This is a genomic window from Acidovorax sp. sic0104 (assembly GCF_019219095.1).
In the GTDB taxonomy this organism is placed as follows: Bacteria; Pseudomonadota; Gammaproteobacteria; order Burkholderiales; family Burkholderiaceae_C; genus Acidovorax.
Genome location: NZ_JAHUWH010000005.1, coordinates 71,433 through 98,319 on the forward strand (window position 1 = coordinate 71,433; position 26,887 = coordinate 98,319).

At 67.5% G+C, this 26,887-nt stretch carries 28 protein-coding genes; 7 read left to right on the forward strand and 21 right to left on the reverse strand.

The window, feature by feature from the left end; translation table 11 throughout:
• Positions 1 to 12 precede the first annotated feature (12 nt).
• The 3 genes from KW835_RS10040 to KW835_RS10050 all read right to left on the reverse strand — a co-directional run bounded on the left by KW835_RS10040 (position 13) and on the right by KW835_RS10050 (position 3,892).
• The gene (locus tag KW835_RS10040; protein ID WP_218382235.1) at positions 13 to 1,881 is read right to left on the reverse strand and encodes a TRAP transporter large permease subunit; all 1,869 of its coding nucleotides are present in this window, start codon (positions 1,879 to 1,881) and stop codon (positions 13 to 15) included.
• Complete coding sequence (locus KW835_RS10045) at positions 1,881 to 2,918, reverse strand: TRAP transporter substrate-binding protein (RefSeq protein WP_218382236.1); 1,038 nt, start codon at positions 2,916 to 2,918, stop codon at positions 1,881 to 1,883. The genes KW835_RS10040 and KW835_RS10045 overlap by 1 nt, the downstream gene beginning before the upstream one ends.
• 143 nt (positions 2,919 to 3,061) lie before the next feature.
• The gene (locus KW835_RS10050; RefSeq protein WP_218382237.1) at positions 3,062 to 3,892 is read right to left on the reverse strand and encodes an SDR family NAD(P)-dependent oxidoreductase; all 831 of its coding nucleotides are present in this window, start codon (positions 3,890 to 3,892) and stop codon (positions 3,062 to 3,064) included.
• A 166-nt stretch (positions 3,893 to 4,058) separates the two neighbouring features.
• Here KW835_RS10050 and KW835_RS10055 point away from each other — a divergent pair, with 166 nt between their 5' ends.
• The 3 genes from KW835_RS10055 to KW835_RS10065 all read left to right on the forward strand — a co-directional run bounded on the left by KW835_RS10055 (position 4,059) and on the right by KW835_RS10065 (position 6,762).
• A complete protein-coding gene (locus KW835_RS10055; RefSeq protein WP_218382238.1) occupies positions 4,059 to 5,090 on the forward strand; it encodes a LacI family DNA-binding transcriptional regulator in 1,032 nt (343 codons plus the stop codon).
• A gap of 303 nt (positions 5,091 to 5,393) precedes the next feature.
• Positions 5,394 to 5,771 (forward strand): DUF4398 domain-containing protein, encoded by a 378-nt coding sequence (locus tag KW835_RS10060; protein WP_218382239.1) that lies wholly within the window; start codon positions 5,394 to 5,396, stop codon positions 5,769 to 5,771.
• 70 nt (positions 5,772 to 5,841) lie between these two features.
• A complete protein-coding gene (locus tag KW835_RS10065) occupies positions 5,842 to 6,762 on the forward strand; it encodes an OmpA family protein (protein WP_218382240.1) in 921 nt (306 codons plus the stop codon).
• 69 nt (positions 6,763 to 6,831) lie between these two features.
• Here the strand turns inward: KW835_RS10065 and KW835_RS10070 are convergent, their stop codons facing one another.
• Both KW835_RS10070 and KW835_RS10075 read right to left on the reverse strand, forming a co-directional pair.
• Entirely contained in the window at positions 6,832 to 7,851 is a 1,020-nt protein-coding gene (locus KW835_RS10070; RefSeq protein ID WP_218382241.1) for an aldo/keto reductase, read from the reverse strand.
• Between the two features lie 28 nt (positions 7,852 to 7,879).
• Entirely contained in the window at positions 7,880 to 8,482 is a 603-nt protein-coding gene (locus tag KW835_RS10075; protein WP_218382242.1) for a YdeI family protein, read from the reverse strand.
• A 151-nt stretch (positions 8,483 to 8,633) separates the two neighbouring features.
• Between KW835_RS10075 and KW835_RS10080 the strand changes: the two genes are divergently transcribed.
• The gene (locus tag KW835_RS10080) at positions 8,634 to 9,068 is read left to right on the forward strand and encodes a hypothetical protein (protein ID WP_218382243.1); all 435 of its coding nucleotides are present in this window, start codon (positions 8,634 to 8,636) and stop codon (positions 9,066 to 9,068) included.
• Here KW835_RS10080 and KW835_RS10085 read toward each other — a convergent pair whose 3' ends face one another.
• The gene (locus KW835_RS10085; RefSeq protein WP_218382244.1) at positions 9,069 to 10,094 is read right to left on the reverse strand and encodes a GNAT family N-acetyltransferase; all 1,026 of its coding nucleotides are present in this window, start codon (positions 10,092 to 10,094) and stop codon (positions 9,069 to 9,071) included.
• 165 nt (positions 10,095 to 10,259) lie between these two features.
• Between KW835_RS10085 and KW835_RS10090 the strand changes: the two genes are divergently transcribed.
• Both KW835_RS10090 and map read left to right on the forward strand, forming a co-directional pair.
• Positions 10,260 to 10,514: a ParD-like family protein gene (locus KW835_RS10090; RefSeq protein ID WP_218382245.1), complete on the forward strand. Its 255-nt coding sequence runs from the start codon at positions 10,260 to 10,262 to the stop codon at positions 10,512 to 10,514.
• A complete protein-coding gene (gene map / locus KW835_RS10095; RefSeq protein ID WP_218382246.1) occupies positions 10,514 to 11,305 on the forward strand; it encodes a type I methionyl aminopeptidase in 792 nt (263 codons plus the stop codon). Before KW835_RS10090 ends, map begins: the two co-directional genes overlap by 1 nt.
• A 134-nt stretch (positions 11,306 to 11,439) precedes the next feature.
• Here map and KW835_RS10100 read toward each other — a convergent pair whose 3' ends face one another.
• The 8 genes from KW835_RS10100 to KW835_RS10135 all read right to left on the reverse strand — a co-directional run bounded on the left by KW835_RS10100 (position 11,440) and on the right by KW835_RS10135 (position 18,538).
• Positions 11,440 to 12,393 carry a Gfo/Idh/MocA family oxidoreductase gene (locus KW835_RS10100; protein WP_218382247.1) on the reverse strand — a complete coding sequence of 318 codons (954 nt, stop codon included), beginning with the start codon at positions 12,391 to 12,393 and terminating at the stop codon, positions 11,440 to 11,442.
• A 16-nt stretch (positions 12,394 to 12,409) separates the two neighbouring features.
• Complete coding sequence (locus KW835_RS10105) at positions 12,410 to 13,267, reverse strand: class III extradiol dioxygenase subunit beta (protein WP_218382248.1); 858 nt, start codon at positions 13,265 to 13,267, stop codon at positions 12,410 to 12,412.
• A gap of 1 nt (position 13,268) precedes the next feature.
• Positions 13,269 to 13,715: a protocatechuate 4,5-dioxygenase subunit alpha gene (ligA, locus tag KW835_RS10110; protein WP_218382249.1), complete on the reverse strand. Its 447-nt coding sequence runs from the start codon at positions 13,713 to 13,715 to the stop codon at positions 13,269 to 13,271.
• A gap of 108 nt (positions 13,716 to 13,823) precedes the next feature.
• Positions 13,824 to 14,753 carry an amidohydrolase family protein gene (locus tag KW835_RS10115; protein ID WP_218382250.1) on the reverse strand — a complete coding sequence of 310 codons (930 nt, stop codon included), beginning with the start codon at positions 14,751 to 14,753 and terminating at the stop codon, positions 13,824 to 13,826.
• A 31-nt stretch (positions 14,754 to 14,784) separates the two neighbouring features.
• Entirely contained in the window at positions 14,785 to 15,801 is a 1,017-nt protein-coding gene (locus KW835_RS10120; RefSeq protein WP_218382251.1) for a tripartite tricarboxylate transporter substrate binding protein, read from the reverse strand.
• A gap of 93 nt (positions 15,802 to 15,894) precedes the next feature.
• Positions 15,895 to 16,578, reverse strand: coding sequence for a 4-carboxy-4-hydroxy-2-oxoadipate aldolase/oxaloacetate decarboxylase (gene ligK, locus KW835_RS10125; RefSeq protein WP_218382252.1), 684 nt, complete (start codon positions 16,576 to 16,578; stop codon positions 15,895 to 15,897).
• A gap of 177 nt (positions 16,579 to 16,755) precedes the next feature.
• Complete coding sequence (locus KW835_RS10130) at positions 16,756 to 17,790, reverse strand: amidohydrolase family protein (protein WP_218382253.1); 1,035 nt, start codon at positions 17,788 to 17,790, stop codon at positions 16,756 to 16,758.
• Positions 17,791 to 17,848: 58 nt separating this feature from the next.
• Positions 17,849 to 18,538 (reverse strand): substrate-binding domain-containing protein, encoded by a 690-nt coding sequence (locus KW835_RS10135; protein WP_218382254.1) that lies wholly within the window; start codon positions 18,536 to 18,538, stop codon positions 17,849 to 17,851.
• Between the two features lie 187 nt (positions 18,539 to 18,725).
• On the opposite strand from KW835_RS10135, the gene KW835_RS10140 reads away from it, so the two are divergent.
• A complete protein-coding gene (locus tag KW835_RS10140) occupies positions 18,726 to 19,646 on the forward strand; it encodes a LysR substrate-binding domain-containing protein (RefSeq protein WP_218382255.1) in 921 nt (306 codons plus the stop codon).
• 193 nt (positions 19,647 to 19,839) lie between these two features.
• On the opposite strand, the gene KW835_RS10145 is transcribed toward KW835_RS10140, so the two are convergent.
• From KW835_RS10145 to KW835_RS10175, 7 genes are all read right to left on the reverse strand, one after another.
• Positions 19,840 to 20,820, reverse strand: a complete 981-nt coding sequence (locus KW835_RS10145) for a tripartite tricarboxylate transporter substrate binding protein (RefSeq protein WP_218382256.1) — start codon at positions 20,818 to 20,820, stop codon at positions 19,840 to 19,842.
• Between the two features lie 22 nt (positions 20,821 to 20,842).
• Positions 20,843 to 21,574, reverse strand: a complete 732-nt coding sequence (locus KW835_RS10150; RefSeq protein ID WP_218382257.1) for an ABC transporter ATP-binding protein — start codon at positions 21,572 to 21,574, stop codon at positions 20,843 to 20,845.
• Positions 21,567 to 22,340 (reverse strand): ABC transporter ATP-binding protein, encoded by a 774-nt coding sequence (locus tag KW835_RS10155; protein WP_218382258.1) that lies wholly within the window; start codon positions 22,338 to 22,340, stop codon positions 21,567 to 21,569. The genes KW835_RS10150 and KW835_RS10155 overlap by 8 nt, the downstream gene beginning before the upstream one ends.
• 1 nt (position 22,341) lies before the next feature.
• Positions 22,342 to 23,337 (reverse strand): branched-chain amino acid ABC transporter permease, encoded by a 996-nt coding sequence (locus tag KW835_RS10160; protein WP_218382259.1) that lies wholly within the window; start codon positions 23,335 to 23,337, stop codon positions 22,342 to 22,344.
• A gap of 1 nt (position 23,338) precedes the next feature.
• Positions 23,339 to 24,211 (reverse strand): branched-chain amino acid ABC transporter permease, encoded by an 873-nt coding sequence (locus tag KW835_RS10165; RefSeq protein WP_056170957.1) that lies wholly within the window; start codon positions 24,209 to 24,211, stop codon positions 23,339 to 23,341.
• Between the two features lie 439 nt (positions 24,212 to 24,650).
• A complete protein-coding gene (locus KW835_RS10170; RefSeq protein ID WP_218382260.1) occupies positions 24,651 to 25,787 on the reverse strand; it encodes an ABC transporter substrate-binding protein in 1,137 nt (378 codons plus the stop codon).
• 289 nt (positions 25,788 to 26,076) lie between these two features.
• Complete coding sequence (locus KW835_RS10175) at positions 26,077 to 26,856, reverse strand: GntR family transcriptional regulator (protein ID WP_218382261.1); 780 nt, start codon at positions 26,854 to 26,856, stop codon at positions 26,077 to 26,079.
• Positions 26,857 to 26,887: the final 31 nt, after the last annotated feature.

Below are 26,887 nucleotides of genomic sequence, written 5' to 3' on the forward strand. Positions count from 1 at the left end.
TGGAAGAAAGGGCTACTTGAGAAAGCCTGTCGATATCCAGGGGATCGCAGCCACGATGACCAGGCCCACGAACAGCGCCATCACATAGCCGCCGATGTGCCGCAGGCCCTCATTGGGGTGCACCTTGCTGATCGCGCAGGCGCCGTAGTAGCCCACGCCGAACGGTGGCGCGAACAGGCCGATGCCCATCGCGAAGATCACGACCATGGCGTAGTGCACCTCGTGGATGCCCACGGCCTTGGCAATCGGGAACAGGAGCGGCCCGAAGAGCACGATGGCCGGGATGCCTTCGAGCACGCTGCCCAGGATCACAAAGGCCACGATGGACACGGCCATGAAGCCCCAGGCACCGCCGGGCAGCCGCTTCATCACCTCGGCCAAGTCGTGCGAGAAGCCCGACTGCGTGAGCCCCCAGGCCATGGCGGTGGCGCAGCCCACGATGAAGATGATGGCGCCGGTGAGCGATGCGGTCTCGATCAGCATGGGCCGCAGCCGCCGCCAGTCGAACTGGCGGTGGATGAACAGGCCCACCAGCACCGCGTAGACGATGCCGATGGTGGAGACCTCGGTGGCGGTGGCCACGCCCTCGACCACGGCCGCGCGGATCACGAAGGGCAGCGCAATCGCCGGCAGCGCGGTGAGCAGGAAGCGCCCGATCTGCGCACGGCCGAAGCGCTGCACCTGCGACAGGTCCTCGCGCCGGTAGCGCCACCAGACCACGGCGCACAGGCAGGCACCCACCACCACGGCCGGCAGCATGCCGCCCGTGAACAGCGCCGCGATCGACACACCCGTGACCGAGCCGATGGTGATCAGCACGATGGAGGGCGGGATGGTCTCGGTCTGCGCGCCCGTGGCCGACAACAGCGCCACCAGGTCGCCGGGCTTGGCGCCGCGCTTCTTCATCTCGGGGAACAGCACGGGCGCGATGGCCGCCATGTCCGCGATCTTGGAACCCGAGATGCCAGAGACCAGGTACATGGCCCCGATCAGCACGTACGACAGGCCGCCGCGCACATGGCCGAGCAGGCTGGCCAGGAACTGGATCATGGCGCGCGCCATGCCCGTCATCTCGATCAGCGCACCGAGAAAGATGAACAACGGCACCGCCAGCAGCATGAGGTGCGACATGCCTTCGTCGAGCCGCCCCACCAGCACCAGCATGGGCGCCCGCGTGGTAAGCGCGAGATATCCGAACGTGGCCAGCGCGAACGAGAAGGCGATCGGCACGCCCGCGAACACGCAGGCCGCCACCACCACCACGAAGAAGATCACCAGGTTGAGCTTGCCCAGCGGCGCGAACACGGGCTGCGCGAGCCAGAAGGCCAGCACCAGCGCGCCCACCGTGGCCACTGCCGCCAGCATCACGGCGATGCCGCCCTCGCGCAGCATGCGCAGGGTGCACACCAGCAGCATCAGCGCCATGCCCGCCGGCAACGCCGAAGCACGCCAGGCGTTGCTGATCTCCAGCGCCGGCGTGACGATCACCGCCTCTTCGGCCGCGTACTCCCACGCGTGGTGCAGGATGAGCAGCAGGAAGGCGAACGACGCGGCCATGGCCAGCGCCTCCAGGTAGGCGCGTGCCGCAGGCGGCACCTTGCCCACGAAGGCCGTCATGCGCATGTGCTCGCCCCGGCGCAGGGCCACCACCGCGCCCAGCATGGACAGCCACAGGAACAGGATGGAGGCCAGCTCGTCCGACCACACCAGCGGCGCGTGGAACACGTAGCGCGACACCACGCCGCAGAACAGAAGCACGATCTCCACCAGCACCAGCAAGGCTGCGGCGGATTCCACCACCACGCCGATGCCCCGGTCCAGCGGGTCGAGCGCGGCCCGCCAGCCCGTGGGGACGGGCGCGGGCACGGCAGCGGCCAGCATCAGGACACCTTGCCGACAGAGGCCTCGAGCAGCGCCCAGGCCTCGTCGCCGAACTTGCCCTTCCACTCCGAGTAGTAGCCAGCCTTGCGCAACTGCTCGCGGAAGCTCTGCGGGCTGGCGTCATTGAAGGCCATGCCCTTGGAGGTGAGGTCGCTGCGCAGCGTCTCGTTGAGCTTCTTGAGGTCGGCGCGCTGCTGCAGCCCGGCCTCGTCGAAGGCGCGGCCCAGGATGAGTTTCAGGTCGTCCGGCAGGCCGCGCCACGCGCGGCCATTGACGACCATGTGGTAGCCGTCCCAGCTGTGGTTGGTGACCGAGCAGAACTTCTGCACCTCGTAGAGTTTGGCCGTCTGCACGATGGCCAGCGGGTTCTCCTGCGCATCCACCACCTTGGTCTGCAGTGCGGAATAGACCTCGCTGAACTGCAGGCTGGCGGGCGACGCTGACAGCGCCTTGAACATCGAGATGCCCATGGGACTCACCGGCACGCGGATCTTCATGCCGCTCAGGTCCGCCGCGCTGCTGACGGCCTTGGTGCTCGTCGTGACCTGGCGGAAACCGTTGTCCCACATCTTGGGGAAGGTGTAGAGACCGACCTTGGCGAACGCCGCGCGGATGCTGTCGCCCAGCTTGCCGTCCACCGACTTCCACACCTGGTCGTAGTCGGCAAACGCAAAGCCCAGGGCCGTGATGGCGCTCACCGGCGCCAGCGTGGCGATCACCATGGTGCCGGCGTTGAAGATCTCCAGGCCCCCGCTGCGCACCTGCGAGAGCATGTCGGTGTCGCCGCCGAGCTGGTTGTTGGGGAAGACCTTGAGTTCGAGCCGCCCCTTGCTCTCTGCCAGGATGCGCGCCGCCGCCTCGTTGGCGCGCACATTGAGCGGGTGCGACACCGGCAGGTTGTTGCCGAACTTGAAGCTGTACTCCGGCGCGGCGGCGCTCGCCAGGCCGGGCCAGGCGCCGGCCACGGAGGCGGCGGGCAGCGCCGCCAGGCCGCGCAGCAGGCTGCGGCGCGAGGACGAATGATGCGAATGGGCCATGGTCTTTGTCTCCTGTCTTTCTTTATGGAATCGTCGAAATCGGCCTGCACGGGGCCGCGCGTTCAGGGGCAGACCTTATCGGCGGACCGCACCCCGTGCAAACCGGGAATCTGATGGATTTTGATGGCTATCGACGCGCTGGCTCAGTGGCAGCGCGCATGCATGCCGCCGTCCACCAGCAGCTCCACGCCGTTGATGTAGCGCGCCTCGTCGGAGGCCAGGAACACCGCCGCGTTGGCCACGTCCCAGCCATCGCCCATGCGCCCCGTGGGCGAGAGCTTGTGGCGTGCGGCCACCATCTCTTCGTGGCTGGCATAGAAGCCCGATATCTGGCGGTAGATGTGGGGCGTGTCCATCACGCCCGGCAGGATGCAGTTGGCGCGGATGCCCTCTGCCGCGTACTGCAGCGCAATGCTCTGCGTGAACGAATTCACCGCCCCCTTGGAAGCCGCGTAGGCGCAGTAGGCATAACCCGTCCAGCGCACGCCGCCCAGCGCGCCGATGTTGATGATCGCGCCCGACTGCTGCGCCTGCATCAGCGGCAGCACCGCCTTGGACGTGAGGAACATGCTCTTGACGTTGACCTCCATCACGCGGTCCCACGTCTCTTCTGACGTTTCCACCGGCCCGCCCTGCGAGGTGATGCCCACGTTGTTGTGCAGGATGTCGATGCGCCCGTACGCGTCGAGCGCGGCCTGCACCGCGCGCTGCACGTCGGCCCAGCGGGTCACGTCGGCCGCCACGGCCGTGGCCTCGTGGCCTTCGCTGCGGATCGTGTCGCTGGTCACCTGGGCTGCGGCCAGCACGCGGTCCACGGCCACCACGCGGGCCCCGGCCCGCGCATAGGCAGCGGCCGCGGCCTTGCCGTTGCCCCAGCCGTCGCCGTCGGAGCCGGCGCCGAACACCAGGGCCACGCGGCCGGCCAGCCGCTGGCGTGTGGGGGTGGCAGCGGGTGCCGTGATTGTTGTCTCCATCGTTGTTCTTCCTTCGTTCATGGTGTGTGCTGCTGCGCGGCCGGTGCGCCTGTGCTCTGATGCGCCGTGGTTTTCGCTGGCTTGCAACAGGCACTTACGATAGCCTCGCACCCCGGATGCGCCAACCGCAGAAAATGATGGTTTTTGATCGACAAGGAGCCCCACGATGAGCCGTGCGCTGCCGGGTGTGAACGAGGTCGCCGCCCTGGCCGGCGTCTCCACCGCCACCGTGGACCGGGTGCTCAACCGGCGCGGCGGCGTGCGCCAGGCCACCGCGCAGCGCGTGGTGCAGGCCGCTGGCGAGCTGGGCTACCTGCCGGCGGACGGCCTGGCCGCGACGCTCGCGCCCGCACCGCTGCGCGTGATGTTCCTGCTGCCGCGCAACACCAGCCGCTTTCTCACCATGCTGGGCGACATGGTGAGCTACTCGCAGGACCACTGGGCGCCCTTTCACGTGAAGTGCCGGGTGGAGACGGTGGACAGCTTCAACCCCGAGGCGCTGGCCGAAGCGCTGCTGCGCCACGGCAAGCGCTACGACGGCATCGTGATGATGGCGCTGGAACACCCCCAGGTGCGGGAGGCCGTTGCGACGCTGGCCGCGCGCGGCGTGCCCGTGGTCACCGTGATCTCGGACCTGGGCAACTCGCAGCGCGTGGGCTACGTGGGTCTCGACAACCGCGCTGCGGGCCGCACGGCGGGCTACCTGATCGGCCGCTTCATCGGCACGCGCGAGGCCAAGGTCGCGCTGGTGGCCGGCAGCCTGCGCTATGCGGCCCACCAGGAGCGCGAGGCGGGCTTTCTGCACGTGCTCGAAGAGCTCTTCCCGCAGCTCGCGGTGGTGGGCCTGCGCGAAGGCCTGGACGATTCCGAAAAGAATTACCGCACGACGCGCGCGCTGCTGGAGCGCCACCCGGACCTGGCGGGCATCTACAACATCGGCGGCGCCTCCGACGGCATTGCGCGCGCGCTGCAGGAATGCGGGCTGCAGCACAAGCTGGTGTTCATCGGCCACGGACTCACGCCCGACACGCGCGCCCTGCTGATCGACGGCAGCATGGACGCGGTGATCACGCAGAACCCGCTCAACACCATCACAAGCTGCGTGCGCATCTTCGCCAACTTGCGCGACGGTCGGCCCGCGCTGCTGGGCGTCGAGATCACGCGCAGCCAGGTCATCTTCCGCGAGAACCTGCCCTGAGCCCCATGGTGTGCAGGGCGTTCCTGGCCTGATGTGACATGCAGGCACGCCTGGATGGCGTGCCTGCGGGGCGCGCTTGCGCACGTCAAGTCGCTGCGCGCCGGCGCAATTGCAAGTGTTCGTAAGACTTGGCCCACAGGAATACAGAGGCAGAGCCTACGCCTGGCTGAACGGCGCGCCACCAACAATCGACGCACACCAGGGACACCCCTGGTCGCCGGTGACGGCACCGCACGACGCGCACTCGCGGCGCAGCCGCCAGTCACCGCCACCACACCATATCCAGCAGGAGTTCACAACACCATGCACTCATCCGCAATCCTTCGAACCACCGCTGCAGCCCTGGCATTGGGCGCCCTGGCGGCATGCTCGTCCACCCCAGCTCCCACCGAGCAGATGGCCGTCACCCGCACCACGGTGACCCGTGTCGCGGCAGCGCCCGCAGTGGCCACCAGCGCGCCCGTGGACCTGCAGCGCGCCCAGGAAAAGCTCATCCAGGCAGAGAAGTCCATGGCCGACGGCGACTACAAGAACGCCCGCCGCCTCGCGGCCGAGGCCGAGGTCGATGCCCGCGTCGCTGAAACACGTGCCGACGCGGCACGCAATGCCACCAACCTGGCCCAGGTGCAGGACAGCATCCGTGCGCTGCAGGAAGAAATCAATCGCCGGTCGCCCCGCTGAACGAGCGTCGCTGCGCCGCGCTCCGCCACCGACCTGACCGCCTGACCAAAACTTGAAGGGACATCCCACCATGCGCCAATTGATCCACCGTACCACCGCCCTGTGCACGAGCCTGATCGCCGTGGGCCTGCTCGCCGCCTGTGCCAGCACCGCCCCCCTGCCCGCGCTGGAGCAGGCCCGCTCCGCCGTCACCGCCGCAGCCGGCGACCCCGCCGTGAACCAGTACGCACCCGTCGAACTCAAGCAGGCCACCGATGCCCTGGCCCGTGCCGACCGCGAGTGGGCCGACGACCGCGACGAATCGGAAACCAACCACCTGGCCTACATCGCCCGCCAGCGCGCCGAGATCGCCACCAACACCGCCCGCGCCCGCCAGCTGGACGCCAACATCCAGCAAGCCGGCAGCGAGGCCGACCGCATCCGCCTGCAGGCCCGCACGCAGGAGGCCGACCAGGCCCGCCTGCGTGCCCAGCAGGCCCAGGCCCAGGCCATGAGCGCCGAGCAACGCGCCGCCCAGCAGCAGGCCAATGCCACCGCCGCCATGGCCCAGGCCAATGCCGCCCAGGACCGCGTGCGCGCGCTGGAAGCCCAGCTGCGCGACATGGAAGCGCAGCAGACCGAGCGCGGCCTGCTGGTCACGCTGGGCGACGTGCTGTTCGCCTTCAACAAGGCAGAGCTCTCGCCCCAGGCCGCGCCGCGCCTGGAGAAGCTGGCCAATTTCTTGAAGCAGTTCCCCGACCGCAAGCTGCTCATCGAGGGCTACACCGACAGCGTGGGCTCCGACAGCTACAACCAGGACCTGTCGGACCGCCGCGCACAGGCCGTGCGCGATGCACTGGTCGTGCGCGGCGTGGACACCAGCCGCATCACCGCGCGCGGTTACGGCAAGGCCCACCCCGTGGCCGACAATGCATCGCCGGAAGGCCGCGCGATGAACCGCCGGGTGGAGATCGTGATCGCGGATGACAAGGGGAATCTGCGCGGACGTTGAGGCTTTCAACAACCCAAAGACAAGGGCCCGGAGCAGTGATGCTCCGGGCCCTTGTCTTTTCAGCACCCGCTACGCCGCGCGGCTTTCGAACGTCTCGGTATCCACCTCACTTGCACTTTGCGCGCTGTACCTCGGCCCCACCACGGTCCGCTCGTTGATCAGTGCATCCAGCCGTGCGATCACGGCCGCATCGAGCTGCACACCGGCGGCGCCCACATCGTCCAGCAGGTGCTCCACGCTTGTCGTCCCGGGGATGGGGATGATGTGTTCGCCCTTGTGCAGCAGCCACGCCAGCGCCAGTTGCGCCGGGGTGCAGCCGACCTCGCGCGCGATGGCGCGGTAGCCGGTCAGTAGTTGCAGGTTCGCGGCATAGGCATCGGGTGCAAAACGCGGCATGGCGCGGCGGATGTCCTTGGCGTCCAGCGTGCTCACGTCCGTGAGTTCGCCGCACAGAAAGCCCCGCGCCACGGGGCTGAAGGCGACGAAGGCGGTGCCGAGGTCGCGGCAGGCGTCGAGCACGGCGATCTCGGGGTTGCGGGTCCACAGCGAATACTCGGTCTGCACCGCCGCGATGGGGTGCACCGCGTGCGCGCGGCGCAGGGTGGCGGCAGACACTTCGGACAGGCCGATGCTGCGGATCTTGCCCGCGCGCACCAGGTCGGCCAAGGCACCCACGCTGTCTTCGATGGGCACCTGCTTGTCCCAGCGGTGCAGGTAGTACAGGTCGATCACATCGGTCTGCAGGCGGCGCAGGCTGTCTTCGCAGGTCTGGCGCAGCGTGGCGGGGCGGCCGTCGATCACCCGCACCAGCTTGCCGTCGCCGGCCACGTCCACGCCCTGCATGCCGCATTTGCTGGCCAGCGTGAAGCGGCTTCGGTGGCTCTTCATCACACGGCCCACCAGTGTTTCGTTGGCGCCGAAGCCATACAGCGTGGCGGTGTCGAACAGCGTCACGCCCGCATCGAGCGCGGCCAGCAGCACGCGCTCGCCCTGCTCGGCCGACACCGGCGCGCCGTAGGCGTGCGAGAGGTTCATGCAGCCCAGGCCGATGGCCGAGACGGAGAAAGGTCCAAGGTTTCTTTGTTGCATGGCGCAAGCTTACGACAAGCAGGCGCCCTCAAGCCTTGGCAGCCAACGCCGCGGCCCGCCCCGCCCACAGGTCGATCCGTTCGCCCGCTTGCGAAGCGGCCAGCAATTGCGCAAACCGCGAATCGCGGGTTTCGGCACGCTTGGCCGATGTCACCCAGTGCAGCATCGATTTGCGATATCCCGCCGGTGCGGCCTCGAAGAACTGCCAGGCCTTCTTGTGGCGTTGGAACTCGCGCAACTGCGGCGCGGGCAGCTCGGCGGCTGCGGCCTGCTCGTGCGAATAGATGGCGGACTTGTCGGACTTGCGGTGGCTGAAGGCCGCCAGTCCAGCGGGCGTCATGCGGCCGGCGGCCTGCAGCTGCTCCATCTTGGCGATGTTCACCGCGCTCCAGATGGACGATGGCTTGCGTGGCGTGAAGCGGATGGAATAGCTGTGCTCGTCGATGCGCCGGCGCACGCCGTCGATCCAGCCAAAGCACAGCGCCTCGTCCACCGATTCGGACCATGTCATGCAGGGGCGGCCCGAGCCAACCTTGTGAAAGCCCACCAGCAGCTCGGTGGACTGCGCGGCGTGCTGCTGCAGCCATCGACGGAAGGCGGCGGGCGTGGCGAAGAAAGTGGGGGCGGACATGGCAGGCCATTGTTGCCAACATCTGCGCGCCTGTACAGGCGGGCAGCACGCAGGCAGCACCCCTGCGCGCCCGCCAGAGATACATTACGCAAGGCCGTTCGCGGCCCCATCGCCCCGCCGCAGCGAGCCCGCCCTGCCCAGGAGAAGTGCCATGCCCTCCGCAATCTACCCCGCGCTGTTCTTCACCGTGGCCATGCTGGTCAACACGGGCTACTTCCTGCTGGGGGGCCTGCCGCTTTTGATACTGCGGCACGACGAGCCGCTGGACGCCCGGTTCGTGCGCGGATTCTTCAACGTGTACTACCAGGCGGCTTTCTGGGTGGCACTGGGCGCTGCGGTCAGCTATGCGCTGTGGGGCCGGTGGGCGTTTGCCGTGGGTGCCGCCGTGCTGGCTGCCACGGCCACGCTCTTGCGCCGGCGTCTGCTGCCGGTGATGCTGCATCTGGGCAGCCGGATCGAAGCGGGCCATGCGGGGGCGGTGCAGCAGTTCCGCCGCATCCATGCCACGGCGCTGCTGCTCAACCTGGTGCAGCTGGTGGTGGCGGTGTGGGGGCTCATCGTGCTGTCGAAGGACCTGTCGAACTGACTAACGCGCAGGCGCGGCGGGGCTCTGCAGCTCGTGCGTGCGGTCCAGGAGCAGGGGCTTGCGGAACACGCAGTTGCGCTGCTCGACGACGAATCCGCAGTCTTCATAGATGCCCCGGGCACCATGGACGTTGGCGCTGTCCACGCCCAACGCGGACTCGTGCATGCCCGCGTCGGCCTGGACCCGCAGGCTGCGCGCGATCAGCGCACGCGCCAGGCCCCGGCGACGCCAGCGCTCGTCCACGCTGATGAATTCCGTCCAGCCGCGCTGGCGTGCGTTGCCCGCATTCCACGTCGCATCGATGTACGCACGCACCTGGCCTGCCACCTCGTTCGTGGCGACATCCCAGGCCACCTGCCATAGCTGCGGCTGAAAGACGGGGCTGTCCAGCCAGCGTTCGTAGTCATCGTCGTCCGGCGGCGCGGCACCCCAGTGGGACCGGAACGCACGGTGGTGCGCCTCGCGGATGGCGCGGTAATGGTCGGGCTGCACCGCGCGCACCTGCACGCCGGCAGGCAGCGCGAAGTCGGCGATGTCGTTCAGCGTGGGGCGCACCATGGTGAAGAAGTAGCGCTCGGGCCGGTAGCCGGATCTTTCCAGCAGCGCCGCGCGTGCGGTTTCGCCTTGGGTGACGAATGCGTGGTGCGCATGCGGGCCGGGGTGGCCCCGGGCCGCGGCCATGGCGCGCTGCCGCGCCTCCAGCCACGCATGCAGTTGCGTGCCGATGCCGCGCCTGCGCCACGGCGGTGCGACCACGGCGAACTGCCCGTACAGCTGCAGCCCGTCGACCTGCTCCCAGTGCCAGGCACGCACATAGCCTTCGATGCCGTCACCCGCCTGCGCGATCCACACGTCGTGCTGCGGCACGCACGCGGTGAATGCGGCGTAGTCGCGCGCCACGTCGTCCACGGTGCGAAAGAACCGGGTCTCATCGAGCGCAAAGCTGGCGTTGGCGCAGGCAACCATGGCGGGAAAGTCCGAGGGGCCGGCGAAAGGGCGAAATATCACGGGAGGCGATGAACCCATGGATGTCTGGTCCTGGCGTTGCGGTGCGTGGTGTGGTGTGGTGTGGCTGCCAAGGCTGCGGCATGGCGGACTGCGCATTGTGGCCAACCCATCCTGCGGCTTGGCTTAAGACGGCGTTACACGTTTTATATATAATTCGTATACGTTTTATGTAGAGATCAATCCATGGGTATCGTCAAAATTTCCGACCAGATGCACGAGAACCTGCGGGTGGCGGGCACGGCACTGAGCCGCTCCATCAACGCGCAGGCCGAGCACTGGATGCGGGTGGGCATGCTGACCGAGATGCACCCCGAGCTCGACCACCGCGAGATCTGCCAGCTGCTGGTGCGGGCCGAAATGGCGGGCGGCCTGGACATCGCCATGGCGGTGGACGGCCTGCCGGCCAAACCCCGCGCCGTGGCCAACGGGAAGCACTGATGGCGCGCGGCGTTCCCATCAAGTCGGCGGACGAGTTGGCCCTGTCGCGGCGCGCCGCGCAACTGGCCGCCGAGGTGCTGCACATGATCGAGCCCCACGTGGTGCCCGGCGTGAGCACCGAGGAACTGGACCGCATCTGCCACGACCACATCGTGAACGTGCAGGGCGCGGTGCCGGCCAACGTGGGCTACCTGGGGTACCCCAAGACCATCCTCACCTCGGTCAACCAGGTGGTCTGCCACGGCATTCCGTCGCACGACAAGATCCTGAAGAAGGGCGACATCGTCAACATCGACGTGGCGGTGATCAAGGACGGCTGGTACGGCGACACCAGCCGCATGTACTTCGTCGGTGCGCCCAGCACGCTCGCCCGGCGCCTGGTGGAAACAACGTACGAAGCCCTGTGCGCGGGCATCCGGCAGGTGCGGCCCGGCGCCACGCTGGGCGACGTCGGCCACGCGATCCAGACCGTGGCGCAGCGCGAGCGTTTCAGCGTGGTGCGCGAATACTGCGGCCACGGCATCGGACAGGTCTACCACGACGTGCCCAACGTACTGCACTACGGGCAGCGCGGCACGGGCCTCACGCTGGAGGCCGGCATGGTCTTCACCATCGAGCCCATGCTCAACGCCGGCGGGCGCGAGACCAAGGAGCTGGCAGACGGCTGGACCGTGGTGACCAAGGACCGGTCGCTGTCCGCCCAGTGGGAGCACATGGTGGCGGTGACGCCCGACGGCTACGAGGTGCTCACGGCCTGGCCGGGCGGCACGGGCAGCTACGCGCCGATCTGAACACCAGCGCCCCTCCACGCCTCTGCGCAGGTATGAAGCCGGGCACCCAAAAGAAAGAGCAGCTATTGAATCAATAGCTGCTCGCGCTCTTCCAATGGGCGACAGGGGCCTTTTCAACCCCTGAACGCCGGGCTTCAGCCCGCGTTGAGCTGCTGCTCCAGCCCGTGCAGCACCTCGTAGCACGCCAGCACGCGGCCCACGCTGGAGTTGGGTTCGCGGCCTTCGCGGATGGCGGCGAAGAACTCGCGGTCCTGCAGCTCGATGCCGTTCATCGAGACATCCACATGGCTCACGTCGATCTTCTCGTCCTTGCCGTTGTACAGGTCGTCGTAGCGCGCCAGGTAGGTCGCGGTGTCGCCGATGTAGCGGAAGTACGTGCCCAGCGGGCCGTCGTTGTTGAACGAGAGCGACAGCGTGCAGATGGCGCCGTTCGCTGCCTTGAGCTGGATGCTCATGTCCATTGCGATGCCCAGCACGGGGTGGATGGGGCCCTGGATGGCGTTGGCTTTGACGATGGGGCTGCCCGCCTGGTAGGCGAACAGGTCCACCGTGTGGGCGGCGTGGTGCCACAGCAGGTGGTCCGTCCAGCTGCGGGCCTGGCCCAGCGCGTTGGTGTTGGTGCGGCGAAAGAAGTAGGTCTGCACATCCATCTGCTGGATGTTGAACTCGCCTGCCTGCACCTTCTGGTGCACGTACTGGTGGCTGGGGTTGAAACGGCGCGTGTGGCCGCACATGGCCACCAGGCCTTTGTCCTTTTGGGTGGCGACGACTTCCTGCGCGCCCTTCAAGCTGTCGGCCAGCGGGATCTCCACCTGCACGTGCTTGCCGGCCTTCAGGCAGGCGATGCTCTGCTCCGCGTGCATCTGCGTGGGGGTGCACAGGATCACCGCGTCCACTTCTTTGATGGCCAGTGACTCGCTCAGGTCGGTGGTGACGTGCTTGATGCCGTACTTGTCGGCCACTTCCTGGGTCTTGGCCAGGTCGCGGCTGATGAGGGAGATGACTTCGACGCCGTCGATGTTTTTAATGCCGTCCAGATGCTTGATGCCGAAGGCGCCAGCACCGGCGAGCGCGACTTTGATGGTCATGTCGGGTTCCTTGAAGTTATTGGTTCTCGAGGATCAGATGCCCCACCGCCGTATTGCTGGCGGGCACGTGGAAGAAGCGGTGCGCCACCTTGGGTGCGGGGCCGGTGCCGGCCACATCGCTCATGGCGCCCCGGGCGATGAGCCACATCACGAGTTCGATGCCCTCGCTGCCGGCTTCGCGCACATACTCGATGTGGGGCACCTTGGCCAGCTCGGCGGGCTCGGCGATCAGGCGGTCCAGGAACTTGTTGTCCCAGTCCTTGTTGATCAGGCCGGCGCGCGGGCCCTGCAGCTGGTGGCTCATGCCGCCCGTGCCCCAGATCTGCACGTTGAGGTCTTCATCGAACGACTCGATCGCCTTGCGGATGGCCTTGCCGATCTGGAAACACCGGTTGCCCGATGGCACGGGGTATTGCACCACGTTGACCGCGAACGGGATCACCTTGCAGGGCCACTGCTCGGGCTGGCCGAACATCAGCGACAGCGGCACGGTAAGGCCGTGGTCCACGTCCATGCGGTTGACGATGGTGAGGTCGAAGTCGTCCTGGATGACCGACTGCGCGATGTGCGCGGCCAGCTCGGGGTGGCCGTACACCGTGGGCACGGGGCGCGGGCCCCAGCCCTCGTCGGCGGGCTGGTAGGACGCGGCCGTGCCGATGGCGAACGTGGGGATCATGTCCAGGCTGAACGCCGTGGCGTGGTCGTTGAAGACCAGGAACACGACGTCGGGCTTGTTGGCCTTCTCCCACTCCTTGGAGAAGTCGTAGCCCTTGAACAGCGGCTGCCAGTAGGGCTCGCCCTGCTTGCCCAGGTCGAGCGCCGCGCCGATGGCGGGCACGTGGGAGGTGTAGACGGATGCGGTGATCTTGGCCATGTCAGTGTCCGGCCGGCTTCTTGCCAGCGGCTCCTTGGGGTTGTCGGTGCGCCTGCGCGTCGCCGTCTTCGCCGATGTAGCGGTTGCCTTCGGCCGAGCGGCCGCCGCCGATCATCATGTTGCGGTATTCCTCTTCCGTCATGCCGGTCATGGAGCCGGCCATCTGCTGGAAGCTGCGGCCGTCGGTCGCGCCGATCTTGGCCAGGAAGTAGATGTTGCCGCCCAGCGCGATGCAGCGGTTGAGGTCGCGCGCGAGCACGGCCAGCTTCTGGTCTTCGGTCATGGGCCACTCGTCCAGGTAGCCGCGCTCGTTCGCCAGGAACCGCGCACGGTTCTCGGCCTTCATGAGCGACATGCAGAACTGGTTCAGGTGGTAGCCCAGGCGCGACTGCTCGGCGTCGAAGATGGTCGTGCCGGGCACGTCCATGTAGGGTTTATGAAGAGCCATGAGATTCCTTTCCTTGCTGTCTTTCGCCAGGCCGCCGCGGAACCGGCTTTGCCGGGCCGCAGGCGGCGCCCCCTGAGGGGAAGGCGTCACAGACGCTTCGGGGGTGGGTCAGAGTTCCGGCCAGTACAGGCGCGTGGGATTGTCCACCAGCAGCTTCTTTTGCAGCTCTGCCGTGGGGGCGATGTGCGGGATGAAGTCCACCAGCAGGCCGTCGTCGGGCATGTGGTCCTTGAGGTTGGGGTGCGGCCAGTCGGTGCCCCAGAGCACGCGGTCGGGGAACTCCTCGACCACCTTGCGAGCGAACGGCACGACATCTTGATAAGCAGCCTGCTCACCATCCAACGCCTTGGGGCCGGCCACGGACAGACGCTCGGGGCAGCTCACTTTGCTCCACACGTTGGGGTGCTGGCGCATGAACTTGAGGAACAGCTCGAACTCGGGCCCATCCACCGGCTTGCTCACGTCGGGGCGGCCCATGTGGTCCACCACCACCGTGGTGGGCAGCTGGGTGAAGAAGTCCCACAGCTCGGGCAGGTCCACCGCCTCGAAGTAGATCACCACGTGCCAGCCGAGCTTGGCGATGCGGCCGGCGATCTCCATCAGCTCGTCCTTGGGCGTGAAGTCCACCAGGCGCTTGACGAAGTTGAAACGCACGCCGCGCACGCCGGCGTCGTGCAGTTCCTGCAGCTCGGCATCGGAGATGCTGCGCTTGACCGTGGCCACGCCCTTGGCTTTGCCGCCGCTGGCCTTGAGCGCATCGACCATGGCACGGTTGTCGGCGCCGTGGCAGGTGGCCTGCACCACCACGTTCTTGTCAAAGCCCAGGTGGTCGCGCAGCGCGAACAGCTGCGCCTTGGAGGCATCGCACGGCGTGTACTTGCGCTCGGGTGCGTAAGGAAATTCGGCGCCGGGGCCGAACACGTGGCAGTGCGCATCCACCGCGCCTGGGGGCAGCTGAAACCGGGGCTTGCTCGGGCCGGTGTACCAGTCGAGCCAGCCTGCGGTCTTCTCGAAAGGGCCTGATGTGGGTTTGCTCATGGTGGTGAAACTTTCACGAAGGTGGGTGCCATCAGTCCAGAGATACGTTGGCCTTCTTGATCACGTCGCCAAAGCGCTGGCTCTCGTCCTTCACGAATTGCGCGAACTGGGGGCGCGTGGTGGGGAACGACTCGTAGCCGAAGGTCTTGAACTTCTCGGCCACGTCGGGGCCGGTCAGGGCCTGCTCGATGTCGCGCTTGATCTTGTCGGTGACAGCCGCAGGCAGGCCGGGCGGCACGGCGATGGCGTTCCAGCCGGTCACGGTGAAGTCCTTGGGGCCGCCGGCTTCCGCCACGGTGGGCACGTCAGGGAACTCGGCCGAACGCTGGGGACCCGCAAACGCCAGCAAGCGCAGCTTGCCAGCGCGGTACAGCGGGCCGGCGGTGGCGGCGCTGCCCAACGCGAAGTCGATGTCGCCGGTGGCGACCGAGGTGTACAGCTGCGTGGTCTCCTTGAAGATCACGTGCTCCATCTGCGTGCCGGTGGCGGACTCGAACAGCTCCGAGCCCAGGTGCACCGGGTTGCCCACCGACCACGAGCCGTAGTTGAGCTTGCCGGGGCGCGCCTTGGCGTCGGCCACGATGTCGCCCACGGTCTTGTACTTGCTGGCCGTGCCCACAGTGAAGAAGAAGTGGGTCTTGAACAGCGGCAGCAGCGTGTCGAAGTCCTTGGCCACGTCGTAAGGCAGCTTCTTGAACAGGCTGGGGTAGGCGGCCAGGTGGACGTTGTCCAGCACGATCAGATCGTGCCCGTCCTTGGCACCGCGCTTGAAGGCATCGATGGCGATGAAGCCGTTGCCGCCGGGGCGGTTCTCGACCACCACGGGCTGGTTCCAGATGCGGCCGAGCTTCTCGGCCACGATGCGCGCCACGCCATCGGGTCCTCCGCCCACCGGGAAGGGCGTGATGATGCGCACGGGCTTGGTGGGGAAGGCTTGCTGAGCGTGCGCGTCGTGGGATGCAAGGCCCAGGGCGGCGCCCAGGCCGAGCGAGACAACGGACGCCAGGCCCAGGTGGCGACGCAGAGGGGAGAAGGTGCGAGAGGTCATGGAATGCAGGAAAGAAGTGAATGCTATGAATTCAGTAGCTATCGGCGCTTTATGGAAAAGCGCCAGAGGCCTGAAAGAATCAAAATTGGCGTGTCAGTCGATGTACCGAAGGCCCGCCTTCTCCAGGCTGGGGCGCATGTTGTACATATCAAGGCCCAGCACGCCCGAGGCGAGCTTGGCGCGTTTTTCGCCTTCGAAGCTCTCGCGCTTTTGCGCGGCGGCCAGCGTCTCGGCCGCACGGGCGGCGGGCACGCAGACCACGCCGTCGTCATCGGCCACGATCACATCGCCCGGCGTGACGAGCGCACCGGCGCACACCACGGGAATGTTCACCGACCCCAGCGTGGCCTTGATCGTGCCCTTGCTGCTGATGGCGCGGCTCCACACGGGGAAGTTCATCTCCTGCAGCGTCTTCACGTCGCGCACGCCGGCATCGATGATGAGCGCACGCGCTCCCCGCGACTGGAAGGACGTGGCCAGCAGGTCGCCGAAGTAGCCGTCGGTGCACTCGGACGTGACGCCTGCCACCACCACGTCGCCGGGCTGGATCTGCTCGGCCGCCACGTGCAGCATCCAGTTGTCGCCGGGCTGCAGCAGCACAGTCACTGCCGTGCCGCTGATCTGCTGGCCGCCGTAGATGGGGCGCATGTAGGGCTTGAGCAGGCCCACGCGGCCCATGGCCTCGTGCACGGTGGCCGAGCCCAAGGCGGCCAGGCCGTCAGCGGCTGCGCGGTCGGCGCGGGTGATGTTGCGGTAGACAACGCCTAGTTCGTACATGTTTGTCTCTCTTCGTTTGTGTGGGTGGTGTCGGGACTTTGATCGCGCCGCATCGCCTTGCATCGCGTTCGATCCGTTCCCATCCGTTCGGGCTGAGCTTGTCGAAGCCTGGTGCCGCGCTTCGACAGGCTCAGCGTGAACGGGTGGGGTTGGGGGTGATCCAGGCCGGCTGCAAGGTCACAGCCCCTTGGCCTTCAGGCGCGCATCCAGGCGCGGGAACACGCGGCGCACATTGCCTTCGTAGACCTGGTGCTTGTCGTCAGCGCTCAGGATCTTGCTGGCCTCGATGTAGCGCTTGGTGTCGTCGTAGTAGTTGCCGGTGGTGGGGTCGATGCCGCGCACCGCGCCGATCATCTCGCTGGCGAACAGCACGTTCTTCACCGGGATCACCGTGTTCAGCAAATCGATGCCGGGCTGGTGGTACACGCAGGTGTCGAAGAACACGTTGTTCATCAGGTGGTCGTCCAGCAGCGGCTTCTTCATCTCCTGCGCCAGGCCCCGGAACCGGCCCCAGTGGTAGGGCACCGCGCCGCCGCCGTGCGGGATCAAGAACCTGAGCGTGGGGAAGTCCTTGAACAAGTCGCCCTGGATCAGCTGCATGAAGGCCGTGGTGTCGGCGTTCAGGTAGTGCGCGCCCGTGGTGTGAAAGCAAGCGTTGCAGCTGGTGCTCACGTGGATCATGGCGGGCAGGTCGTACTCCACCATCTTTTCGTAGATGGGATACCAGTGCTTGTCGGTCAGCGGCGGGCTGGTCCAGTGGCCGCCCGAGGGGTCGGGGTTCAGGTTGATGCCCACGGCGCCGTATTCATGCACGCACTTTTCAAGCTCGGGGATGCAGGTCGAAGGATCGACACCGGGGCTTTGCGGCAGCATGGCCACGGGCACGAAATGGTCGGGGAACAGCGTGGACACGCGATAGCACAGCTCGTTGCAGATGGCGGCCCAGGTGCTGGACACATTGAAGTCGCCGATGTGGTGGGCCATGAAGCTCGCGCGCGGGCTGAACAGCGTGATGTCGCTGCCGCGCTCTTTCATCAGCCTGAGCTGGTTGGTCTCGATGGACTCGCGCAGTTCGTCGTCGCTGATGGTCAGGTCTGCCACCTTGGGCATCTGGGCGGGGTCCTTGATGCCGGCGATCTGCGCGTTGCGCCAGTTCTCCAGCGCCTTGGGGGCCGTGGTGTAGTGGCCGTGGCAGTCGATGATGAGGCTCATGGGTTTGTGCTCCTGAAAGATGTTCTTGTCGAAGTGCTTGTGCTGTGGCGCAGGCCGCTCACGCGGGGCTCATGCCCTGCCTATGCTTGGCGTCCGCGGCTTGCGGCGACGCCATGTAGGCCAGCAGTTCGCGGGCGGCATCGGCCTGCTGCGACAACGCGCCGATGCCGGCGGAAAACGTGGTCGTGATCTGGATCGCAGGCGGCAGCGGCCCGACGATGGCGATGCCCTGCACGTGCAGCAGCTCGCTCAATTGCTGAAAACCCAGCTCCACCTCGCCCTTGGCCACCAGCGAGCCCACGGGCACGCCGGGCGGTGCCTGCACCATGCGGCCCGCGATCTCGCCGGCGATGCCCCAGCGTTCGAACAGCTTTGCCAGCGCCACGCCGCTCGGGCCGGTGGAGTAGCTGATGCTGCGCGCGGCCAGCACGGCCTGGCGCACGGCGTCTTCGGAGCCGATGTCCGGCTGCGGCGCACCGGCGGGCACGGCCACCGCCACGCCCGAACGCACCAGGTCCACCACGCTGCCGGGCACGATGCAGCCCGCGGCCAGCAGCTTGGCGATGGCGTCGGACGCGAGCACCACCACGTCGAAGGCCTCGCCGGCCATCACGCGCTGGGCGGCGTCCACACCGCCCACGGCCTCGATGCTGGCGCGGTGGCCCGTGGCCTGCTCGAAGCCCGCAGTCAGCTCGGCCAGCACCTGGCGGGTGGCCATGGACGAGATTCCGCGAAGGTGTTGGGACATGGTGGCGTGAAGGTGAAAAGCAGACAAAAGGGCCAGGGCGCCCAGCCCGCACGGAGCCTTGGAACGCTTTCAAGGCCGGATTCTGGGCGAAGCCGAGCTATATAAAAAGTAGCTACACCGTCTAGCAGGTATATCATTTACCGATAGGAAACACTTTTTTGCCGAGCCCCCGCTTCGCGACTCTCCGATGGACCTCAAGCAGCTGGAATACTTTGTGCGCGTGGCCGAGCTGGGCAGCTTCACCCGCGCGGCCGCAGCGCTGGACGTGGCGCAGTCGGCGCTGAGCCGCCAGATCCGCCTGCTGGAGGTGGAGCTGCGCCAGAACCTGCTGGTGCGCAACGGCCGGGGCGCCACCCCCACCGAGGCGGGCAAGCTGCTGGTGGAGCACGGGCGCGGCATCCTGCACCAGATGGCGCGGGCGCGGGAGGACATGGACCGCATGCGCGGCGGGCTGTCGGGCCGCGTGGCCATCGGCCTGCCCAACAGCGTGGCGCGGGTGATGACGGTGCCGCTGACCCGCGCCTTCCGCCAGGAGCTGCCCGAGGCGCGCCTGTCCATCAGCGAGGGGCTGTCGGGCGCGATTCTGGAGGGCCTGGTCAGCGGGCGCCTGGACATCGTGGTGCTCTACAACGCCCAGCCCTCGCGCGACATCGATGTGTCGCACCTCATCGACGAAGACCTGGTGCTGGTGCGCGTGCGCCCGCCCGGCCTGGCCGAAGACCCGCCGCCCGGCCCCATCCCGCTGGCCGAGGTGGCGCGGCTGCCGCTGATCATCCCGTCGCGGCCCAACGCGATCCGCATGCATGTGGAATCGGAGATGGCCAACATCGGCTGCCGCCCCGAAGTGGCGCTGGAGATCGACGGCGTCTCCGCCATCCTGGACCTGGTGGCCGACGGCGCGGGCTGCGCCATCCTCTCGCGCAACGCGCTGCTCAACTCGCCCCGGCCTTCGGCCTACACGGCCCAGGTCATCGGCTCGCCGGGAAAGCCGCCGCTGCGCATCGCGCTGTCGCTGGCGACCAGCCTGCAACGGCCGGCCACGCAGGTGCAGAAAGCAGCGCTGGAGCTGATCCAGCGCACGGTGCCGCTGGTGTTCGAGCACCCGTGAACGTCGCCGGGTATCACGCTGCTTATGGAAGTAGAAAAACGGTTCACCTCCTACCGTTCACGCTGAGCCTGTCGAAGCGCGGCACCAGGCTTCGACAAGCTCAGCCCGAACGGCAAGGGGTGCGGTAAAGGGGTGCGGTACGGGGCAGTCAGCCCGACCGGTATCGGACCGGCTGATTGAACGCGAACCCTGCCTACTGCCGCGCGATCTTGGCCCGCGTGATCACATCGCCCCAGCGCCGCACATCGGTCGCCAGGTGTTCGGCGGCCTGCGCCGGTGTGCTGCCTTGGGCGTGCAGGTTCAGCTCCAGCAGACGCTTTTTCACATCGGGTTGCGCCAGGGCCGACTGCACCTCGCGCGACAGGCGCTCCACCACGGCGGGCGGGGTGCGTGCGGGCACGGCCAGGCCGTTCCAGGACGTGACGTTGAAGCCGGCCAGGGGGCCGCCGCTGTCGCGCACCGTGGGCACGTCGGGCAGCTGCGGCGCGCGTTGGGCGCCCAGCACGGCCAGCGGGCGCAGGGCCCTGGAGCCGATCTGCGGCATCAGCCCGCCGAGGATGTCCACCATGGCATCGATCTCGCCGCCGCGCAGTGCGGTGATGACCGGCGGCGTGCCGTTGAAGGGCACTACCTGGGCGTCGATGCCGGCGGTCACCTTGAAGAGTTCGGCCGCCAGGTTCTGCGTGGTGCCGATCTGCGGCGTGCCGATGTTGAGCTTGCCCGGGTTCGCGCGGCCATAGGCCAGCAGCTCTGCCAGGGTGCCGAAGCGCCCGCCTTCACGCACGACGATGGCCAGGTCGAACGTGGCCAGCAGCGACACCGGCACGAAGTCCTTCAGCGTGTCGAACGGCAGCGTGTGGAACAGCGCGGCGCTCACCGCGGTGCCGCTGCTGATGAGCAGCAGCGTGTGCCCGTCGGGCTCGGCGCGTGCGACCTGCTCGCCGGCCACCACGCCGCCCGCGCTGGGTTTGTTCTCGATCACCACGCTCTGCCCCAGCGGGCCCGCGATCTTCTGGCCCACCGTGCGCGCGGTGATGTCGGCCGCGCCGCCCGCCGCATTGGGCACCACGATGCGGATCGGGCGCGAGGGGAACGCGGGCTGCGCGTGGGTGGTGGCTGCGCCCCAGGCTGCGGCCAGGGCCAGGAGGGTTCTGCGGCGGATGGTGATGTTCATGCGGTGGTGGCCCCCGTGCCTGTCAGCGCGACACGCCCAGCAGGCGGTCCAGCAGCGCGGGCTGCGCGCTCAATTCGGCCGCCGTGCCCGCATGCACCACCGTGCCCCGGTCCAGCACGGCGGCCTGGTCCGAGATGGCCAGGATGGCCTGCGGGTGCTGCTCCACGATGATGGCCGACAGGCCTTCTTCGCGCGTGATGCGGCGGATGGCGCGCAGCAGCTCTTCCACGATGATGGGCGCCAGGCCTTCGAGCGGCTCGTCCAGCAGCAAGAGGCGCGGGTTGAGCACCAGCGCGCGGCCCACGGCCAGCATCTGCTGCTCGCCGCCCGACAGCTGCGTGCCCAGATTGGTCTTGCGTTCTGCCAGGCGCGGGAACATCTCGTACACCCGCTCGGGCGTCCATGGGCGCGCGGTGGAGCCCTTGCGGCCGGGGCGCGCCACGGCGGTCAGGTTCTCGTGCACGGTGAGCGACTTGAAGATGTTGCGCTCCTGCGGCACCCAGCCGATGCCGGCGGCCGCCCGCTCGTGCGAGGGCAGCTTGTGCAGCGCCGCGCCGCCGAGCATCACCGTGCCGCCGTGCTGGCGCGTGGCGCCTGCGAGCGTGTTGATGAGCGTGGTCTTGCCCGTGCCGTTGCGGCCCAGCAGGGCCAGGGTGTCGCCTTCGGCCAGCGACAGGGAGATGCCTTGCAGCACCACGGCTTCGCCGTAGCCCGCGCTCAAGCCCTCGATGCGAAGCAGCTCGGTCTTAGACATGGGCGTCCTCCCCATGGCCGAGATACACCGCCTTCACCTGCGGGTCGTTGGCAATCGTGTCCGGGTCGCCCTCGGTCAGCACCGTGCCGTTGACCAGCACCGTCATGCGGTTGGCAAAGCTGAAAACCAGGTCCATGTCGTGTTCGATCAACAGCACCGAGACATCGGCGGGCAGTGCCGCCACGGTTTGCAAAAGTTCTTCGCGCTCGCCCGCGGGCACGCCCGCCACGGGCTCGTCGAGCAGCAGCACGCGCGGCTCGCAGGCCAGCGCGATGGCGATCTCCAGCAGGCGGCGCTTGCCGTAGGCCAGCACCCGCGTTTCCTCGGCCATCACCGAGGTCAGGTGGAACTGCTCGAGCAGCTGCTCGCAGCGCTCGGTGACGGCGCGGCGCGCACCCAGCGGCTGCCACCATTTGCCGCCCAGGCCCTGGTGCTGCGACACGGTGAGCGCCAGGGTCTCCAGCGGCGTGAGGCTGTCGAACAGCTGGTTGATCTGGAACGTGCGCACCATGCCGCGCGCCACGCGCTGGTGCGGCGCCAGGCGCGAGATGTCCTGGCCTTCGAGCACGATGGCGCCTTCGGTGGGCTCCAGCACGCCGGTCAGCAGGTTGATCAGCGTGGTCTTGCCCGCGCCATTGGGGCCGATGAGCGCATGGCGTGCGCCCTTTTTCAAGTCCAGCGTGACGTTGTTGGTGGCGGTGATGCCGCCGAAGCGCTTGACCAGTCCTTGCGCCGACAGCACGGTGGTGGAGGTTGTCGTGTTCATATCAATGGCCTCCCGCGCTGGAGCTGGCACCGGGCTTGCGCCCGGCCCCGAACCAGGTCCAGGGGCGGAACAGGTGGTCGCGCCCGACCAGCACCAGCACCACCAGGAACAGGCCGATCCAGAAGGTCCAGTACTGCGGCGTGACGGACGAGATCACGTCCTGCAGCAGCTTGAAGCCCACGGCGCCCAGGATGCCGCCGTAGAGCCAGCCCACGCCGCCGATGACGAGGATCAGCATCACGTCCGCAGAGCGGTGGAACTCGAACAGGTCGAGCGACGCAAAGCCCGTGGTCTGCGTGAGCAGCGCGCCCGCAGCGCCTGCCAGCGCGGCAGCCAGCGTGTACACCTGCGCGAGCTTGGCCGTGACGGGGATGCCGATGGCCATGGCGCGCAGCCGGTTGTCGCGGATGGCCTTGAGCGTGGCGCCGAACGGCGACTGCACGATGCGCCGCGCGATGAGGAAGAACACCAGCAGCACCGTGAGCGAATACCACGCCGCCGTGCGGCCGTACAGGTCGAACTCGAACCGGCCGAGCACCGGGCCCATCACCACGCCCTGCAGGCCGTCGGCGCCGCCCGTGAGCCAGTCGAGCTTGTTGGCCAGCTCCAGCATGATCAGGCCCACGCCCAGCGTGACCATGAGCCGCGTGAGGTCCGTGCCGCGCATGATGGTGAGCGAGGCCACAGCACCCAGCACCGTGGCTGCGGCAATGCCCACCGCCAGGCCCACCAGCGGGTCGGGCATCACATGCTTGGCGAACAGCGCGGCGGCATAGCCGCCCATGCCGAAGAAGGCCGCGTGGCCCAGCGACACGATGCCGGTGTATCCCAGGATCAGGTCCAGCGAGATGGCGAACAGCGCCACGATGGCGATCTCGTTGATGATGAGCGCGTGGCTGGGCAGGGCCAGCGGCGCGACGAAGGCCAGGATCCAGAATATGGGCTCCCACCAGCGAAAGCGCCGGGTCTTCAAGAGGATGGAGGTCTGAGCGTTCATCTCATTTCCCTCCTTTACGAACGAAGAGGCCTTGCGGGCGCCAGATGAGGATCACGATCATGAGGCTGTACACGATGAAGGCGCCCAGCTTGGGGATGTAGTACTTGCCCGCCACATCCGCAATGCCCAGCAGCAGCGCAGCCAGCAGCGGGCCGGTGATGGACGAGGTGCCGCCCACCGCCACGACGATCAGGAAATAGATCATGAACTTGAGCGGAAAACTCGGGTCCAGACCCAGCACCTCGGCCCCCAGCGCACCGCCCAGCCCCGCCAGGCCCGAGCCGAACGCGAAGGTGGACAGGAACACGATGTTCACGTTGATGCCCATGCCCGCGGCCACGCGCTGGTCGTCCACCGAAGCGCGCAGGCGGCTGCCGAAGCGCGTCTTGGTCAGCACGTACTGCAGCCCCACCGTGAGCGCCGCGCACACCGCGATGATGAACAGCCGGTAGTGCCCCATGCCCAGCATGAAGGCGCCGCTGCCGATCTCGGTGCGGCCCTTGAGCCATTCGGGCAACTGCATGATCTGCTGCGTGGAGCCCACGAAGTAGTCCACGCTGGCCACGGCCATGAACACCAGGCCGATGGAGAACAGCACCTGGTCCAGATGCGCCTTGTTGTACAGCGGCCGGTACAGCGTGCGCTCCAGCACCGCCCCCAGCAAGGCCGTGCCCACGAACGCGATAGGCAGGCACACGAGAAACGGCACACCCAGCCGCTGCATCAGCAGCACCGTGATGTACCCCCCCGCCATGGCAAAGGCCCCGTGCGCCAGGTTGATGAAGTTCATCAACCCCATGGTCACGGCCAGGCCCACTGCCAGGATGAACAGCAGCATGCCGTAGGCCACGCCGTCGAAAAGAATGGTCAGCATGAAATCACTTCAATGAAGACGAACAAGGGTCATGGGCCCGTGCGTGGCGCCCTGGCTTCGACAGGCTCAGCCCGAACGGGTGGTGCCTCTCTACAAGGTCAGCCTCAACAGCAGCACCCCGGCTTCGACAAGCTCAGTCCGAACGGGTGGTGCGGTGGCTTCAACTGTCTGAGGCTGAACGTAACGCCCTGGTTTCGACAAGCTCAACCCGAACGGATGGTGGAAGAAAGCCTCCCCCCGAAAACTGGCGCGCCCCGCAACTGATTAGAAGCACCCCGCCCGCAAAAACCGGCGCGCCCCAAGGCCAGCGCCACCGTGGAACTGGCTTCGCCAGGCCACGGGTGGCGTCCCCCTGTAGGGGGAAGGTGCGCAGCGCCTCAGGGGGTTACTTAGTCTTGCCGGGATCCTTCACATCCTTGATCACATCGAACTCCACGTTTTACAGCTGCCCATTCACGCGCTCCACCTTGCGCAGGTAGACGTTCTGCACGATGTCGCGCGTTTGCGCGTCGATGAACACGGGGCCGCGCGGGCTTTCGAACACCTGGCCCTTCATCGCGGCCAGCAGCGCATCGCCGCCGCCCGTACCCTTGGTGGTCTTGAGCGCTTCATAGATCACGCGCATGCCGTCGTAGCCGCCCACGGCCATGAAGTTGGGGCGCAGGCCCTTGTTGGCCTTCTCGAACGCCTCGACAAACTTCTTGTTCAGTGGCGAGGGGTGCGCGGCCGAGTAGTGGTGCGAGGTGACCACGCCCAGCGCGCCGTCGCCCATGTCGTTGAGCTGGTCGTCATCGGTCACGTCGCCGGTGGCGATGAGCTTGATGCCGGCCTTGTCCAGGCCGCGCTCCAGGAACTGCTTCATCACCGCCGCGCCCGCGCCCGAGGGCACGAAGACGAACAGCGCATCGGGCTTGCCGTCGCGCACCTTCTGCAGGAAGGGCGCGAAGTCGGGATTGCGCAGCGGCACGCGCAGGGCCTCGGTCACCTGGCCGCCGTTGAAGGTCAGGCGCTGGTTGAAGTATTTCTCGGCGTCGATGCCGGGGCCGTAGTCGCTGACCAGGGTCACGACCTTCTTGATGCCATTCTTGGGCGCCCAGTCGGCCAGGGCCACCGACACCTGGGGCAGCGTGAAGCTGCTGCGCACCACATAGGGCGATGCCTCGGTGATGCTGGACGTGGCCGCGGCCATCACCACCAGCGGGGTCTTGGACTGCGTGGCCAGCGGCGCAGTCGCCATGGCCGACGGCGTGATGCCCATGCCGGCGAGCACGTTGACCTTCTCGTTCACCACCAGCTCCTGGGCCAGGCGGCGCGTCACGTCGGGCAGGCTGGTGTCGTCCTTGATGATGAGCTGCACCTTCTTGCCGGCCACGGTGTCGCCGTTCTGCGCCATGTAGAGCTTGGCGGCCGCTTCGATCTGGCGGCCGGTGGTGGCCTGCTGGCCCGTCATGGGCAGGATGAGGCCGATCTTGAAGACGTTGCTGTCTTGGGCGGTGGCGGGCAACGCGGCCAGGCCGCTGGTCAGCACCAGGGCCGCAGTGGCGCAGGCGCGAAGAAGGTGGCGTTTGGTGGGCATCGATGTCTCCTGGGATGTCGTTGTATACAGAACAATGCTGGCCGCAGTGTGAATCGCGCTGGAGACTTCGACAAGCGGGCTTTCCCACTTTTAGATATCTCAGAACGGGATATCACCCCCTGAGTCGCCTGCGGCGCCTTCCCCCTCTCTCGCGCTGCGCGCGGGAGGGGGACGCAGCCAGCGGCCTGGCGAAGCCAGTTCCGCGGCTACCCTGCCTGGGCGGCGCTCGTCTCCATCGCTGCGACATCTCAACGATGGCTACCAGCGCTGACTTTGATTCGATGGCGCCCTAGCCGCGCTCGCGGATGAGTTGAACGCCGGGCAAGCCCTGTACCTGGGCGGCCTGCACTGCCGCCAGCAGATTGCGCCGGGTGATGCGGGAATGCTCACGCAGGATGGCTTCGGCCCGGGCGCCCTCGCGGCGCTCGATGGCGTCGAGCGCCTGACGGTGCTGGTCCTGCGCGACGATGAGCATGTCGCGCGCTTCATGGGAATGGGTCTGCACCACGACAAAGGCCGAGGGGGATGCGAACGGGAGGCCCTTCACCCGGTCCAGCTCGCGCGCGATCACGTCGCTACCCACCATGCGGCTGAGCAGCAGGTGAAAGCGCGCGTTCAGCTCCACGTAGCGCGAGAAGCCCTCGTCGTCCAGCGTGCGCGGTGCGAGCGCCGTGTCGATGGCATCCAGGCAGGCATGGGCTTCGGCCAGAAGCGCGGCCTCCACGCCGCGCTCGGCGGCCAGGCGCGCCGCCAGCCCTTCCATCGTGCCGCGCAATTCGATGGCGTCGGCCACGTCGGTCTCTGAAAACGTGCGCACCGCATAACCGCCACCTGGCAGGCGGTGCAGCAGCCCCTCTTGCTCCAGCCGCATGAGCGCGGCGCGGATGGGGGTGCGCGAGACGCCGAGCTTTTCCACCAGCGTCAGCTCCGCAATGCGCGCGCCGCCGGGCAGCTCACCCGCCAGAATCATCTCGCGCAGGCGCAGTTGCGCCTTGACAGCCTGCGAGGTGGCGGCGTCGCCAGACGGCGGTGAAAGGGTTGCGATCTGCGGATCGTCGGTCAGGTGCATGGGTGGGCGCGACAGTGGAATGGGGAAAGCG